At 36.4% G+C, this 16,440-nt stretch carries 14 protein-coding genes and 1 tRNA gene; 12 read left to right on the top strand and 3 right to left on the bottom strand.

Annotated elements, in window-relative coordinates; genetic code table 11:
• Positions 1-36 precede the first annotated feature (36 nt).
• The 12 genes from murC to MG292_RS00810 all read left to right on the top strand — a co-directional run bounded on the left by murC (position 37) and on the right by MG292_RS00810 (position 14,041).
• Complete coding sequence (gene murC / locus MG292_RS00865; protein ID WP_264532477.1) at positions 37-1,386, top strand: UDP-N-acetylmuramate--L-alanine ligase; 1,350 nt, start codon at positions 37-39, stop codon at positions 1,384-1,386.
• Positions 1,373-2,095 (top strand): cell division protein FtsQ/DivIB, encoded by a 723-nt coding sequence (locus MG292_RS00860; protein ID WP_264532478.1) that lies wholly within the window; start codon positions 1,373-1,375, stop codon positions 2,093-2,095. The genes murC and MG292_RS00860 overlap by 14 nt, the downstream gene beginning before the upstream one ends.
• A 6-nt stretch (positions 2,096-2,101) precedes the next feature.
• Positions 2,102-3,484: a cell division protein FtsA gene (gene ftsA, locus MG292_RS00855; RefSeq protein ID WP_264532479.1), complete on the top strand. Its 1,383-nt coding sequence runs from the start codon at positions 2,102-2,104 to the stop codon at positions 3,482-3,484.
• A 55-nt stretch (positions 3,485-3,539) separates the two neighbouring features.
• Positions 3,540-5,492 (top strand): cell division protein FtsZ, encoded by a 1,953-nt coding sequence (gene ftsZ, locus MG292_RS00850; RefSeq protein ID WP_264532480.1) that lies wholly within the window; start codon positions 3,540-3,542, stop codon positions 5,490-5,492.
• Positions 5,493-5,782: 290 nt separating this feature from the next.
• Entirely contained in the window at positions 5,783-6,232 is a 450-nt protein-coding gene (locus MG292_RS00845) for a GatB/YqeY domain-containing protein (protein WP_264532481.1), read from the top strand.
• 98 nt (positions 6,233-6,330) lie between these two features.
• Positions 6,331-6,404 (top strand) — tRNA-Arg (locus tag MG292_RS00840).
• A 190-nt stretch (positions 6,405-6,594) separates the two neighbouring features.
• Positions 6,595-7,293, top strand: coding sequence for a hypothetical protein (locus tag MG292_RS00835; RefSeq protein ID WP_264532482.1), 699 nt, complete (start codon positions 6,595-6,597; stop codon positions 7,291-7,293).
• Between the two features lie 378 nt (positions 7,294-7,671).
• On the top strand, positions 7,672-8,985 hold the full coding sequence (locus tag MG292_RS00830; protein ID WP_264532483.1) for a TolC family protein: 1,314 nt from the start codon (positions 7,672-7,674) through the stop codon (positions 8,983-8,985).
• 107 nt (positions 8,986-9,092) lie between these two features.
• Complete coding sequence (locus MG292_RS00825) at positions 9,093-10,178, top strand: efflux RND transporter periplasmic adaptor subunit (RefSeq protein WP_264532484.1); 1,086 nt, start codon at positions 9,093-9,095, stop codon at positions 10,176-10,178.
• 80 nt (positions 10,179-10,258) lie between these two features.
• Positions 10,259-13,450, top strand: a complete 3,192-nt coding sequence (locus tag MG292_RS00820) for an efflux RND transporter permease subunit (RefSeq protein WP_264532485.1) — start codon at positions 10,259-10,261, stop codon at positions 13,448-13,450.
• A gap of 82 nt (positions 13,451-13,532) precedes the next feature.
• The gene (locus MG292_RS00815; protein ID WP_264532486.1) at positions 13,533-13,838 is read left to right on the top strand and encodes a hypothetical protein; all 306 of its coding nucleotides are present in this window, start codon (positions 13,533-13,535) and stop codon (positions 13,836-13,838) included.
• A 17-nt stretch (positions 13,839-13,855) separates the two neighbouring features.
• Positions 13,856-14,041 carry a YgaP family membrane protein gene (locus tag MG292_RS00810; RefSeq protein WP_264532487.1) on the top strand — a complete coding sequence of 62 codons (186 nt, stop codon included), beginning with the start codon at positions 13,856-13,858 and terminating at the stop codon, positions 14,039-14,041.
• A gap of 49 nt (positions 14,042-14,090) precedes the next feature.
• On the opposite strand, the gene MG292_RS00805 is transcribed toward MG292_RS00810, so the two are convergent.
• The 3 genes from MG292_RS00805 to MG292_RS00795 form a co-directional block, all read right to left on the bottom strand.
• On the bottom strand, positions 14,091-14,720 hold the full coding sequence (locus MG292_RS00805; protein WP_264532488.1) for a Crp/Fnr family transcriptional regulator: 630 nt from the start codon (positions 14,718-14,720) through the stop codon (positions 14,091-14,093).
• Positions 14,721-14,814: 94 nt separating this feature from the next.
• The gene (gene rpe, locus MG292_RS00800; RefSeq protein ID WP_264532489.1) at positions 14,815-15,477 is read right to left on the bottom strand and encodes a ribulose-phosphate 3-epimerase; all 663 of its coding nucleotides are present in this window, start codon (positions 15,475-15,477) and stop codon (positions 14,815-14,817) included.
• 50 nt (positions 15,478-15,527) lie between these two features.
• Positions 15,528-16,391 carry a sigma-70 family RNA polymerase sigma factor gene (locus MG292_RS00795; protein ID WP_007804760.1) on the bottom strand — a complete coding sequence of 288 codons (864 nt, stop codon included), beginning with the start codon at positions 16,389-16,391 and terminating at the stop codon, positions 15,528-15,530.
• Positions 16,392-16,440: the final 49 nt, after the last annotated feature.

The raw sequence follows: 16,440 nt of genomic DNA, 5'->3' as shown, positions 1-16,440 counted from the left end.
GAATTTTGAAATTGAATTTTGAAATTGATATTTAAAATGAATTTAAATCAAATACATAACGTCTTTTTTATAGGAATCGGAGGAATTGGAATGAGTGCTTTGGCACGTTATTTTAAAACCATCGGGAAAAATGTTTCGGGTTATGATAAAACCCCTTCGATGTTGACCGATGAATTAATAGCAAGCGGAATCGATATTCATTTTGAAGACCGTATTGATTTAATTCCTGCGGAGTATTATGTAGAGAATACTTTAGTAATTATTACACCAGCTGTTCCAGTGACACATTCGCAATGGAATTATTTTTTAGAGCGCGATTACGAAGTAAAAAAACGTGCCGAAGTTTTAGGAATCATTACTAAAGATACCTTCTGTTTTGCAGTAGCCGGAACACACGGAAAAACAACTACTTCAAGTATTTTAGGTCATATTTTGTTTGAAAGTGGAGCGGATGTCACGGCTTTTGTGGGGGGTATTGTAGAAAACTACAATTCGAATTTGATTGGAACTGGAAAAACGGTCACAGTAGTTGAAGCAGATGAATTTGATCGTTCGTTCTTGCATTTACATCCCAATATTGCTTGTGTTACTTCTATGGATGCGGATCATTTGGATATTTATGGAACAAGTGAAGAAATCGAAGCGTCGTTTGTAGCGTTTGCCAATAAAGTAGAAGATAAAAGTCAATTGTTTATTACGAATGAATTGCCAATTGAAGGAGTGACCTGTGCAGTAAATGAAGAAGCAGTGTATAAAGCCTTTAATGTGCGAGTTGGAAATGGTAGTTATGTTTTTAATGTACAAACACCAACAGAAACGATACGCGATATTGCTTTCGGTTTGCCGGGCAGACACAATTTAATGAATGCGTTGATGGCTTTGGCTATGGCCAAAACCTTTGGAACTTCGTCAGAAGCGATTGCAAAAGCGTTGGCTTCATTTAAAGGAATTAGAAGACGTTTTTCCTATCAGATAAAAACACCAAATTTGGTATATATCGATGATTATGCACATCATCCTACAGAAATAAATGCAGTGCATCAAGCCGTTCGCGAATTGTATCCTAACCAAAAAGTATTGGCTGTTTTTCAACCGCATTTATTTAGTAGAACAAAAGATTTTGCAGATGATTTTGCCAAAAGTTTGTCCAATTTTGATGAAGTGGTGTTATTGGATATTTATCCAGCACGCGAATTGCCAATGGAAGGAATTACTTCGCAATGGTTGATGAACAAAATGACAAGTGAAGATAAAAAATTGGTATCCAAAGAAGATTTGATTCCGACAATTTTAGCAACAGACGCTACAATTATTGTAACGATTGGAGCGGGAGATTTAGGAGAGATGGTGCCATCAATAAAAAATGCATTGTATGAAAAAAATTAATTGGATAACGATTCGATTAGTACTCATGTTTGGGGTAGTTATTTTCTTATTTTCGTTTACTTCCAATAGAAATGGAAATAGAAAATTAGTGGGTTCTAAAATATTTTTTGTCGAAGAAAACAACCCATTCATTAAACAAGAAACGGTTAATAAATTGTTAATAGAAAAAAACGGAGAGGCTTTAGCTATCCGAAAAGATAAATTAGATTTGAATAAATTAGAAAATGCCGTTAATGCAAACCCAATGATTGAAAAATCAGACGTATTTGTAACCATTGACGGAGTGCTAAAAGCAGTAGTAAAACAAAAAACGCCAATAGCAAGAGTTTTTGACGGTCAGCGTTCTTTTTATATTGATTACAAGGGAAGTACAATGCCGTTGTCGGCTAATTTTACAGCAAGAGTTCCGCTAGTTTTTGGGATGCTAAACCAAAAAAATAAAGAAGCTTTAGTAGGGTTATTTAGAAAAATTTATGACGATGCGTTTTTGAAAAAAAACATCATTGCCATACAAATTATGCCGAATGGTAGCTTAAAAATGCTAAATAGAAATTTTGATTTTCAAATTGATTTTGGAGGAACGATTAATGTGAATCAAAAAATTAATAATTACAAAGCATTTTTTCAAAAAGCCATTGTAGATAGTTCGTTGTATAAATATAAAAAAATAGATCTCCGTTTTACGGACCAAGTAGTTTGCACAAAATAAGAGGTAATGGAAAAAGATAATATTGCAGTAGGACTTGATATTGGGACAACTAAGATTGTCGCAATGATAGGTAAGAAAAATGAATACGGAAAGCTAGAAATTTTGGGTGTTGGAAAATCCAAAAGTTTAGGTGTGGCGAGAGGAGTTGTAAATAATATTACACAAACAATTCAGTCTATTCAACATGCTGTAAAGGAAGCAGAAAATAACTCAGGTTATAAAATTAAGGATTGTGTAGTAGGTATTGCGGGTCAGCATATTCGTAGTATTCAACATACAGATTATATCAGCAGAAGCAATCCCGAAGAAGTGATAGGGGGGAATGATATTCAAATGTTGATTGATCAAGTAAATAAATTAGCAATGCTTCCTGGTGAAGAAATTATTCACGTACTGCCTCAAGAATTTAAAATTGATGGGCAAGCCGAAATAAAAGAACCAATCGGGATGTATGGCGGACGTCTAGAATCTAGTTTCCACGTAGTTGTGGGGCAGGCTTCGTCAATCAGAAACGTGGGACGTTGTATTCACGATTCTGGAATCGAATTGTCTGGTTTAACATTAGAGCCGTTGGCTTCATCTGACGCTGTTTTGAGTCAAGAAGAAAAAGAAGCAGGAGTGGCGTTAATTGATATTGGTGGTGGAACTACCGATTTAGCAATTTTTAAAGACGGAATAATTCGCCATACGGCTGTAATTCCTTTTGGAGGTAATGTAATTACCGAAGATATTAAAGAAGGGTGCTCTATTATAGAAAAGCAAGCCGAATTATTAAAGGTAAAATTTGGTTCCGCTTGGCCGGGAGAAAATAAAGAAAACGAAATTGTTTCTATTCCTGGATTAAGAGGAAGAGAGCCTAAAGAGATTTCATTAAAGAATTTGTCTAAGATAATTCATGCGCGCGTAGTGGAGATTATTGAACAAGTTTTTGTTGAAATTAAAGCCTACGGTCATGAAGACCCAAGAAAAAAATTAATCGCAGGAATTGTTCTAACAGGTGGAGGTTCACAATTGCAACACATTAAGCAATTAGTAGAATACATCACCGGAATGGATACCAGAATTGGATATCCCAACGAGCATTTAGCAGGCAATTCAAGCGAAGAAATATCAAGTCCCTTATACGCAACAGCTGTAGGTTTGGTGATGAATAGTATTCAAAATCAAACTCAAAGTGCAGTAAAAATTACTCAGACTCCAGCCCCAGAAATTCCTGAGTATAAAGCCCCAGAAGTTGAGATAAAAGCACCTTCAGAAGCACCTAATATTGTAGCAAAACAAGAAGAGGTTGTGAAAAATGAGCCCGAATCAACCGAAACTAAAATTAGAAAATCATTCTTTGATCGCTATGTAGATAAAATCAAGGAATTTTTAGATAATGCAGAATAAAGGCTAAGCCAAGACAGTATAATAGTATAATAACAAATAGCAAAAACCAAATAAAATGATGAGCAACTCAGAATTTGGAAGTATTTCATTTGATTTACCAAAGAACCAATCAAATGTAATCAAAGTAATTGGTGTTGGAGGCGGCGGGAGCAACGCTATCAACCACATGTTTAAACAAGGAATCAAAGGGGTAGATTTCATTGTTTGTAATACAGATTCACAAGCGTTACAAAATAGTCCGGTACCTAACAAAATTCAGTTAGGAGTCAACTTAACGGAAGGATTGGGGGCTGGAGCAAATCCAGATGTAGGACAACAATCAGCCATAGAAAGTGTTTCTGATATTGAAAAAATGTTAGATCAAAATACTAAAATGGTATTTATCACTGCCGGAATGGGTGGAGGAACAGGAACAGGAGCTGCTCCAGTAATTGCTCAACTAGCCAAAGAACGTGATATTCTTACAGTTGGAATTGTAACGATTCCTTTTATGTTTGAAGGGAAAGTGCGTCAAGAGCAAGCTATTATCGGAATTGAAAAATTGCGCAAACAAGTCGATTCACTTATTGTTATTAATAACAACAAATTGAGAGAAGTGTACGGAAACTTAGGTTTCAAAGCTGGTTTCTCAAAAGCAGACGAAGTTTTGGCAACTGCCTCAAGAGGTATTGCCGAAGTAATTACACACCACTATACTCAAAATATCGATTTACGTGATGCTAAAACGGTATTGTCTAATAGTGGAACAGCTATTATGGGTTCTGCAATAGCTGAAGGTGAAACTAGAGCGAAAGATGCTATTATTTCGGCTTTGGATTCTCCATTATTGAATGACAACAAAATCACAGGTGCCAAAAACGTATTGTTGCTTATCGTTTCTGGAACTAACGAAATCACTTTGGATGAAATTGGTGAAATCAATGACCATATCCAATCAGAAGCTGGTTTCAACGCGAATATTATCATGGGAGTTGGTGAAGATGAAACTCTTGGTGACGGTATTGCAGTAACTGTTATCGCTACAGGTTTTGACCTAGATCAACAAAACGAAATCGTTAATACAGAGCCAAAAAAGATTATTCACGCTTTAGAGGATGAGCAAAAAATCACTCACAATTTATCAAACACTCCTGTGGCTACATTTGATTTGGATGTGCCAACTCCAGTAGCTGCTACAGAAGAACGTATTGTTTTTGAATTGTTAGAGGAAGAAGAGTCAGTTGCCGAAGTAGTAGCTGAGCCAGTGGTTGCTGCTTACGAACCAATTACTAATGAAAATGATTTAATCGTAATGTCTGAATTCATCAAAAATTTAGATGTGACTTTTGAAATCGTTTCACCAATTAATGACATCGATTTTACTTTTACAACGCCTGAGGCACATGCTATCGAAACAGCACAGCCAAAAGCCGTTCAAAGAGAAGAACAAGCTACGTTTTCATTCGATTTACCTTTGTTCAAATCAGAGCCAGCGGTAGAAGAAAACAAAGTAGTTTTTGAATTGACTAATAATGAAATCAACGATATCAAAGTAGTAGATCCAGTTCAATTTGTACCAGTAACCGAAGTGGCTGAAAACGGAGTAATCCGTCACTCGTTAGAAGAGTACATGGAAGTAGAGCAAGAAGTTGTAGCTACTAAAACTATTGAAAAAGTTGCCGAAGTGGTTCCAGAAGAATTGAACATCACGATGAAGAAAATAGACGAATCAACTATTGCTGCTTCAGAGTTTGAATCAATTTCTCCAATGGAAATGACTATCGAGGAAACCTTACGCGCCCGTGCTGACGAAAGAAGAAGAAAGTTGAAAGAATTCAATTATAAGTTTCACAACAACGTGTCTAAAATTGACGAGTACGAAAAAGAGCCTGCTTACAAAAGATTAGGAGTAGAGCTTTCTACGAATCAACCGAATACTACTAATTCGAGAATATCGGTAGGAACAGACAGCAACAATGACTTGCAGTTGCGTTCTAATAACTCGTATTTACACGATAATGTAGACTAACCAAACTAACCAAAACCAAGATAACCCGAAATTCAACCGATTTTCGGGTTATTTTTTTATCCTATTGTCGTTGCAATCAATCTTTTGTTAGTTCGGGTAAATTGTGTTAAATTTGCGAGCCTTAGTCCAGCTGTCGTTGCAAGCTTTTTCTCGAAAATGCTTTTTTCTAAGGAGGTAAAAGAGCTCCTAAAGTCGCTTTTTAACTCCAAGAAAAAATACATTTTCTCCTAAAAAGGCTTTTCACTACCATCTGGGGCAAAAAGAAAATCATTCACTTAAGAGTCAAAAATATGAGTTTAGCCACACAAATCATGGACGAAATCAAAAACGCCATGAAAGCCAAAGATACTGTAGCATTAGAATCATTGCGTGCAGTGAAATCGGCTTTGCTTTTAGCACAAACGGAGAGCGGTGCCAAAGAAGAAATCAGTGCCGAGGAAGAAATTAAATTGTTACAACGTTTGGTCAAACAACGTAAAGACAGTGCGAATATCTATACCCAACAAGGTCGACCTGATTTAGCAGCGCCTGAATTAGAGCAAGCAGCCGTAATTGAGAAATTCTTACCCGCTCAATTATCAGAAGCCGAAGTAGAAGCGATAGTAGCTAAAATCATTGCCGACAATGGTGCTTCAGGAATGGCAGCGATGGGAAAAGTCATGGGCTTAGCTTCTGCTGAATTAGCCGGAAAAGCGGATGGAAAAACCATCTCAACTATTGTTAAGAAATTATTATCTTAGGATACAATTGATTTCGTAATTAGTAAATCGACCCGAGGCGAAGCCGAACGGAGTGAAGCTAATATCGTAAATCGTACCTCGTATATCGTAAATAATAAGACTGCGTAGTTCAACTGGATAGAATATCAGATTTCGGCTCTGAGGGTTGGGGGTTCGAACCCCTCCGCAGTCACAAAAAAACCTACTGTTATGCAGTAGGTTTTTTTGTTTGTATTTTTCTGAAAGTTTTTTTATTATATTTGATTGAGCTCAAAGTCAGGAGACTTGATGCAGCTGGGTTGGATTGATAGGCACGAGCAAGATGCTCGCGCCAGCAGTGGGTGTATGGAGAAACAATATTTTGGAAAATTAAATAGCACAATATGAAAATAAAGTTATTATTTGTATGTATTTTTTTTACTATAAGTCAAGTAGGATATTCTCAAAAGAGTAATATTATAATAAAAAAGTGTTTTTCAAAATCGACACAGAGTTTTCCTAATAAAAATTACATCTGCCAAAAATTAATTTTTAAAGGGCAAAGTATAATTTACAAGCTTAATTACTCTTCCAATGGATGGCAAATCATTGATTCAGTTGTTTGTCAAAAAAAAGGTGGGAAGTATTGTGAAAAATTCTATCAGCCAATATATGATGTAGAAAATAGATTTATAAAAAACTATGAATTGTTAAATGTTGATTGCATTCAAATTAAAAAGTCTTCTTATGATGATTTACTCCGGATTAAAGATGAGTATAATTTGTCAAAAGAGTATATAGATAACATAGAATTCTTATTATCTAAGCATCCTATGAAAAGTATTAAAGAGTATAGTTTTAAAAATGAAATTATTCCTTCGTTATTTACTCAATATGGCATTCCTTATGATGAACTTCTAAGTGCGTTTACTTATAACATAGAAAGTAGATTACTTAAAGATGATTCATTTATTTTTAAGAATTTTGTTTTAACTAGAAATTATGTGTACAATAATGGACTGCTAAAAGAAGTCAGAATAGAGATAAGAAATAGAGAGGAAAAGATTATATCTCAGTTTAGAGAGGTCTTTGAGAGGGGGTAATGTTTACTCTGTAAAAAACAAATTTAAATTAGATTTTTTTTATAAATAAAAGTGGTAGTGTGGTCGTGTATCAAAGTTAGTGATGACCCCGCTCCCGCGCGAAATGAAATTTGACGAAGTCAATCCTTTCGCGTGGCAAGTAATAGTAATCTGAGAATTAAGAAAAAAGCAACTTCGGTTGCTTTTTTTTGTGCTGAAAAATAAACGGGTATTCTAGCCCCGATAGTAGCAAGCTACCTTGTAGCGCGGATAGCGGGACAGCACGGGTGGAGAAATTAAAAACAACTGCTCCTAAATAAGTTTTGAATCACTGTGACAATTGTTACTGACTGGCTAGGATATCCCTTCTACTTTTGCTTCATCAATTAGAAAATAATTATGAAGACAGTACAGGTACTAGCATTAGTAGGGAGTTTGATTTTTTCCGGTTTAGGATTTAGTCAAGATACCTTAGCTATTTCTAAAAAAGAAATTGGGCAAAAAGCACTGGAGAAAAACTTGCAAATCCAAATTGCCCATCAAAATTATAAATCGGCTCAGGCTGATTTTAGACAATCGAATGCGTTGTTTTTACCGAGTGTTTCAGCTTCGCACACGGCCATTTCAACTACCAATCCTTTGATGGCTTTTGGATCTAAATTGAATCAGGAAATTTTGACACCTTCTGATTTTGATCCCAATCTATTGAACAATCCCGCTACAACTAAAAATTTTGCTACCAAAATTGAGGTGTTGCAACCTTTAATTAATGTAGATGGAATATACGGCAGACAGGCCGCCAAATCTAAAATGGAAGCCTTTCAATTACAAACAGAAAGAACCCAAGACTATTTAACATTGGAAGTCAATAAAGCTTTCATGCAGTTGCAACTGGCGTACAAAGCAGTGACGGTTTTGACCAAAGCGAATCAAACAGCGGATGCTAATTTAAAACTGATTACCAACTATTTCAATCAGGGTATTTTACAAAAAACCGATTTGTTATCGGTACAAGTACGTGTGAACGAAATTAAAAACCAATTGCAATATGCCAAAACTAATGTGCAAAACGCATCGGATTATTTGTCCTTTTTATTAAATGAAGATACTACAAACAAAGTTTACAAACCTATAGAAAAGTTGGACAACAGTATTGCGATTGAAACGGTAAATACAACTCTTTCTGGCAACAGAAAAGACATTCTAGCCCTAGACAAAGCAACTCAGGCTTATGAAAAAATGGTATTGTCTAATAAAATGAGTTTCTTGCCTAGATTGAATGCTTTTGGAAGCTACGAATTGTACGATACAGCTTTGTTAGGTACCAAAGCCAAAGGATATGTAGTGGGTGCGCAATTGTCTTGGTCAGTTTTTGACGGTTTCAAAAGCATTGGAAAATTAGAAAAAGCCCAAGCCGATTTTCAAAAGTCAACTTTAGAAAGTCAACAATACAAAGCCCAAAGTCAGCTAGAACTCAACAAAACCAATCGCCAATTGAAAGATGCCGAGAATAAAGTAAACTTATTCAAATTGGCTTTTGACCAATCGCAAGAAGCGTATCGTATTCGTTCGAACCGTTTTACACAAGGATTAGAAAAAACAACCGATTTGTTGCAATCAGAAACCTTAATGGCTCAAAAAGAATTGGAGTTTTTACAAGCCGTATTCGAGTATAATTTCACGAAAGAATATTTGCAGTTTTTAACGAAATAGAAGTTCATTTTCTGCAAGGTTTGTGAACCTTGTAGGTATAAATAAAAAACCTACAAGGTCAAAAGAGACCTTGCAGGAATTACAAACAAAAATAAAACCATCAAAACATGAAAAAGACAATAGCGATCCTAACTCTTTCAACCGTCGCATTTCTATCCTGCGGAAAAGAAAAACAAGAAGTAACCAATAATGAACCAGCGATTACGGTACAGTTAAGTGCAGTTGGTGCCACAAACAACGGTCAATTTGTTACCGCAAGCGGAAAAATTGAAGCCGAAAACAGTGCTAATTTAAGCACTCGAATGATGGGGTATGTAACCAAAGTTCATGTCAAAGTGGGACAACACGTTAATGCAGGACAACTTTTGGTAAGCATCAATAGTTCGGATTTACAAGCAAAAAGAGCCCAAGTAGAAGCAGCGGTTTTGCAAGCTACGGCAGGCTATAACAATGCTAAAAAAGACTACGATCGTTTTACCAATTTGTTCAAACAACAAAGTGCATCTCAAAAAGAATTAGACGATATGACGGCACGTTACGAAATGGCGAAAGCAGGTTTAGAAGGGGCTAAACAAATGCGTAACGAAGTACAAGCGCAATTTTCATACTCGAATATAACAGCACCTTTTTCGGGAGAAGTGACGAATACGTTCGTTAAAGAAGGCGATATGGCCAATCCTGGAATGCCATTAGTAAGTGTTGAAGGCGCTTCGCGTTTGCAAGTAACGGCGATGGTGGCTGAGAGTGACATTAATAGTATTCATAAAGGAATGCCGGTTACGGTTTTGGTAAAATCAACTAACACAACATTGAATGGTGAAGTTGCCGAACTGAGCTTGTCTGCTAAAAATACAGGGGGACAGTATTTGGTAAAAATCAATTTAGCCAAAACGTCAAGTAAGATTCTTTCGGGCATGTTTGTGAATGTACAATTCCCAATCCAGAATAAAATGCAATCAACTGAAAAAACAACGGCGGTTTTGGTACCTCAATCGGCTTTAGTACACCAAGGTCAATTGACAGGGATTTATACCGTTGGGACAGGAAATGTGGCTATTCTAAGATGGTTACGCATAGGAAAAGTTATGGGTGACCAAGTAGAAGTTTTATCAGGCCTTTCGACTAACGAGCAATACATTGTTTCGGCAGAAGGGAAACTATTTAATGGCGCTAAAATTCAATGGTCTAATTAAACAATTCAACAATTTGAAAAATTTCATTGTATGTAATTCATTTTCAAATTATTCCATTTTCACATTTATAAATTAATATTATGCAAGAAGGTATATCAGGTAAAATAGCCCATTTTTTCATCAACTCAAAATTGACCATTTTGTTGATGGTGGCGTTGATGATTATTGGGGTTTACAGTTCGTTTTTAATTCCAAGGGAAGAAGAACCGCAAATTAATGTGCCAATGGCCGACATTATGGTGGGGTATCCAGGGGCTACTCCTGCCGAAGTAGAAAGCCGTGTAGCCAAGCCATTAGAAAAAATAATTTCGAATATCAAAGGAGTAGAACACGTTCACACGATGGCAATGAACGGTCAAGCAATGTTGATTGTACAGTTTTATGTAGGTCAAGATGTGGAGCGTTCGTATGTAAAATTGTACGACGAATTAGCGAAACACGAAAATATGTTTCCGCAAGGGGTGTACAAACCCATGGTAAAAACCCGTTCTATTGATGATGTGCCGATGTTGGGTATCACGCTTTGGAGTGATAAACAAGACGATTTTCAATTGCGTCAAATAGCTGAGGAGGTTACTTCAGAAATCGAAAAAGTAAAAGATGTTGCGATTACCAAAGAAATAGGCGGAAGCAATCGCGAACTAAAAGTGATTTTGGACAAAGATAAAATGGCCGAAAATGGCATGGATGCTTTGGGAATCATGCAAATGATTCAAGCTAATAATGGCAGTTCACAATCAGGAGCTTTTGTAGAAAACGACCAGGAATATTTGTTGAAAACGGGGCAATTTCTAGAAAATGCAGACGATGTTGAGAATTTGGTAGTTGGTGTCAATCGCAACATGCCAGTTTATTTGAAACAAGTGGCCAAAGTACAAGACGGAGCCGCTACGCCTCGAAGTTATGTGTCTTTTGGTTTTGGCAAAGCCAATGAAAAATTCAAAACAGCTCCTTCAGAATATCCTGCGGTAACTATTGCGGTTGGAAAAGTGAAAGGTGCTGATGCGATGAAAATTTCGGAGAAAATTATTGAAAAAATAGATCGTTTAAAACAAACGATTATTACAGATGATGTTCATGTAGAAGTAACGCGTAATTATGGCGAAACAGCCTCAGATAAAGTGGGTGAATTATTAATACACCTTGGTATTGCTATTATCGCTGTTACGGTTTTAGTAATGTTAGCGATGGGCTGGCGTGGTGGATTGGTCGTGTTTTTCTCTGTTCCATTAACGTTTGCCTTGACCTTATTTGCTTATTATTTATTGGGTTATACGCTAAACAGAATTACACTTTTTGCCTTGGTTTTTGTGGTGGGAATTGTAGTAGATGATAGTATTATCATTGCAGAGAACATGCACCGCCATTTTAAAATGAAGCGATTACCTTTCAAACAAGCGGCGATTTATGCCATTAACGAAGTGGGAAATCCAACTATTTTGGCCACTTTCACGGTAATTGCTGCGATTTTACCAATGGCTTTCGTATCTGGAATGATGGGGCCGTATATGAGTCCGATGCCCATTGGAGCTTCCATCGCAATGTTGTTATCGCTGTTTGTAGCGTTGACGGTTACACCATATTTAGGATACCATTTGTTGCAAGAAAAAGAGGAGCAAGAGCACAAAGAAGCCGCAGGGATGGATACCAGCTGGATTTATAAAATGTACAATAAATTTGAGCGTCCGTTTTTAGATAGTAGTCCAAAAAGAAGAATGCTTTTGGCTCTTACTGTGGTATTGTTGTTTGGTTCGGTTTTGATGTTTTTCACCAAATCGGTAGTAGTTAAAATGCTGCCTTTTGATAACAAAAACGAATTCCAAGTCGTAATCGATATGCCCGAAGGAACTACTTTGGAACGAACTTCGGCAGTGACTAGAGAAATTGCGCAGTATTTGGCCACCAAACCAGAAGTGGTGAATTATCAAAATTACATTGGAACTTCAGCTCCAATTACCTTCAACGGATTAGTGCGTCATTACGATTTGCGTGGAGGAAGTAATATGGCGGATATTCAGGTGAATTTATTGCATAAAGAAGAACGTGATTTACAAAGTCATGATATTGCTAAAGCAATGCGTCCTGAAATTCAGAAAATTGCTAAAAAATACGGAGCCAATGTAAAACTAATCGAAGTGCCACCTGGACCACCGGTATTGTCCACTTTGGTAGCCGAAATTTATGGGCCTAATTATCAAGAACAAATCAAAGTGGCAGACCAAGTGAAAACCATTTTGAAAAATATCTCAGACGTGGTCGACACCGATTGGATGGTAGAAGACAACCAAACCGAATACCGTTTACAAGTGGACAAAGAAAAAGCTATGTTAAACGGAATTGCTCCACAGCAAGTGGTGGGTAATCTAACGTATTTGATGAAAGAATATCCAGTCTCTAATTTGTATGACGAAAATTCGAATGATAATGTAGGAATTGTGCTTTCGCTTGATGACAAAGACAAAACCAGCTTGAAAGAGATTCAGAATTTGAAAATCAAAGGTAGTCAAGGTAATATGGTGGCGGTAAGTGATTTGGTTAAAGTGGTACAAGATACCCTACCAAAAACTATTTACAGAAAAGATCAAAAACGTGTGGTATATGTTACTGCAGATATGGCGGGAACTTTAGAAAGTCCAGTATATGCTATTTTGGGGATGAATGAAAAATTAGCCAAAATAAAAGTGCCAGCGGGTTACAAAGTAAATGAATTGTACATGGAGCAACCCACAGATGAAAGCGATTTTACCGTTAAATGGGATGGAGAATGGCAAATTACGTTAGAAGTTTTCCGTGATTTAGGAGTCGCATTTATGGTAGTGATTGTAATTATCTACATGTTGATTGTGGGCTGGTTCCAAAACTTTAAAACCCCAATGGTAATGATGTTGGCGATTCCACTTTCGTTAATCGGAATTGTGTTAGGACACTGGTTGTTGAACGCCTATTTTACGGCTACTTCATTCATTGGAATGATTGCTTTGGCAGGAGTTATGGTGCGAAATTCGGTTTTGCTGATTGATTTTATCGAAATCCGTTTGAACGATGGCGTTGCATTAAAACAAGCAATTATAGAAGCGGGAGCTGTTAGAACTACACCAATTTTATTAACGACAGGTGCAGTAGTAATTGGAGCATCGATTATTTTATTTGATCCAATTTTCCAAGGCTTAGCGATTTCGTTAGTGGCAGGAGCTATTGTTTCAACCATCTTGACATTAATTGTTGTGCCTTTGATTTACTACATCACCGAGAGAAAAAAATGGGAAAAATAAAAGGGTTGTTTCAGGTTGCTTTTTTTGAATCCTGAAGCTATTTAAACTCATAAACTTTTAACCTTTTTAAACTTATATAAAAATGAAATTATTAATAATCACCGCAGTCGCAGCTTTTGAAAAAGACATTAAAGAAATGCTTCAACAAGCTGAAGTAACTACTTTTTCCTACCGAGAAGTCAAAGGATTTCAGGATAATTCCAAAGTTGAAGCTGAAACGAATTGGTTCGGTAGTGAAATGAATGAAACAGACTCTTTTCTTTTCTATGCCTTTGTTAAGAAAGAAAATGTTGATGTAGTATTTGATTTAGTGTCTGCTTTCAATGAAAAACAAGAAACACTGTCAAAAATACATGTAGCAGTAGTCAATATTGAAAAATCAAATTAACTTAAAAATAGATCAAAATGAAAAATAGAATTATTAGAGCTATCGCTGGAAGTTTTGTACTAATCAGTTTGTTATTATCTATTTATGTAAGCCAAAATTGGCTGTGGTTTACGGCTTTTGTTGGCGCTAATTTATTGCAATCATCTATCACTAAATGGTGTTTGATGGAAGATATTTTAACCAAATTAGGCGTAAAAGACTAATTTGTCCCCACGTTAAAAACGAAAAACCAGAACAATTGTTCTGGTTTTTTTATATTAAAACTTCAACCGAAGCGCGATTCAATTTGATTCGGCCTTTGATTTCCAATGCTTTTAACAATCTCGAAATCACTTCTCTTGATGAATGCAGGTCGTAAGCGATTTCTTTGTGGGTACTAAAAATTTCACGAGAGTTATTGATTTTGCATTTTTCAAAAAGGTAATTGAGTAAACGTTCTTCCATATTCATAAATGCTAAGCTGTCAATAGCCGAAAGTATTTCCTTTAAACGGTTGTTGTAATTGTTGAAAACATAGTTTCGCCAACTTTTGTATTTACCCAACCATTCTTCCATTTTAGTTACGGGAATCATGATGATTTTACCATCGGTCTCGGCTACTGCTCTAATTTCACTTTTAGCTTCGCCTATACAACAGGCCATAGTCATGGCACAAGTATCGCCTTTTTCAATGAAATATAAAAGCATTTCGCCTTCATCAAAATCTTCTCGTAATATCTTAATTGCACCTTCAATTAGCAGAGGCATTTTTTTGATATAATCGCCAAAATCAATTAAAATATCTCCTTCTTTGAATTCGACCAAAGTCGCTACGGCAATAATTTCATCGATAAGTTGGTCTTCAAAAACAAATCCGTAACTGGCAGTAAGTAAATCTCTCATATCTTTTCGTTTGAAACAAAAATAGAACTAATATTTATAAAAATAAAAGGGCTTAAAAGTTAATTTAAGCCCTTAATCTATTTGTATTATAAAGTTAGAAAGCGGTTATTTTTTTTAAATCGGCAACGGTAGCAATTGGGTCTTGGGCGCCAAAAACATAACTGCCTGCAACTAAAACATCAGCACCTGCTTCGGCTAATTGTTTAGCATTTTTATTGGTTACCCCTCCGTCAATTTCAATTTGAGTGGCAGCACCTTTTTTGGTAATCAATGCTTTAAGTTGACGTACTTTATCATAGGTGTTTTCAATAAATGATTGTCCGCCAAAACCTGGATTTACACTCATGATGCAAACCAAATCGATATCATTAATTACATCTTCCAATAAATTGATGCTTGTATGTGGGTTCAAAGCCACACCTGCTTTCATTCCAGCAGCTTTAATAGCTTGTAGTGTTCGGTGTAGATGCGTACACGCTTCGTAGTGTACAGTCAATACATTTGCACCTAAATCAGCAAAGGTTTTGATGTAGTGATCTGGATCTACAATCATCAAATGGACGTCGATAGTTTTTTTAGCATGTTTCGAAATCGCTTCTAAAACCGGCATTCCAAAAGAAATATTGGGAACAAAAACACCGTCCATAATGTCAATATGAAACCAATCGGCTTCACTAGCATTAATCATTTCGATGTCGCGTTGTAAGTTGGCAAAATCAGCGGCTAAAACGGATGGGGCAATAAGTGTGTTTTTCATGTGTAATTGTAATTAAAAAACTCCGGAATGAAGCCGGAGTTTTGGTAGGTTTACCCTAAATAGGTTTTTAATATTTTACTTCTTGAAGTATGTTTCAATCTGCGAATCGCTTTTTCTTTAATTTGGCGCACACGCTCACGAGTTAAGTCGAAAGTTTCTCCAATTTCTTCTAACGTCATTGGGTGTTGATCGCCTAAACCAAAGTACAAACGAACTACGTCTGCTTCTCTTGGAGTTAAGGTTTCTAAAGAACGCTCAATTTCCGTACGCAACGATTCGTGAATCAATTCGCGGTCTGGGTTTGGAGACTCACCTGAACGTAATACGTCATACAAGTTAGAATCTTCTCCTTCTACCAAAGGCGCATCCATAGATAAGTGACGTCCTGAGTTTTTCATAGACTCTTTTACATCATTTACGGTCATGTCCAATTCTTTGGCAATTTCTTCTGCAGAAGGTGGACGCTCATTAGATTGCTCCAATAGAGCGTACATTTTATTGATTTTATTGATAGAACCAATTTTATTTAAAGGCAAACGAACGATACGAGATTGTTCGGCCAAAGCTTGTAAAATAGACTGACGAATCCACCAAACGGCATACGAAATGAATTTGAAACCACGCGTTTCGTCAAAACGTTGTGCCGCTTTGATCAAACCTAAATTTCCTTCATTAATCAAATCGGGAAGTGTTAATCCTTGGTTTTGGTATTGTTTAGCCACCGAAACAACGAAACGTAAATTAGCTTTGGTCAATTTCTCTAAAGCACGTTGGTCTCCGGCTTTGATTCGTTGTGCTAATTCAACTTCTTCGTCAGCAGTAATAAGGTCAACTTTTCCTATTTCTTGTAAATATTTGTCTAATGAAGCGGTTTCACGGTTGGTAACCTGCTTGGTAATTTTAAGTTGTCTCATGTCTTTGTCTTCTCAATTTTTTAAGTGTACAAAGGTTATACGTAGGGGA

The organism is Flavobacterium keumense, from assembly GCF_029866485.1.
Taxonomy (GTDB): Bacteria; Bacteroidota; Bacteroidia; order Flavobacteriales; family Flavobacteriaceae; genus Flavobacterium; species Flavobacterium keumense.
This window is presented reverse-complemented; position numbering and strand designations above follow the sequence as displayed.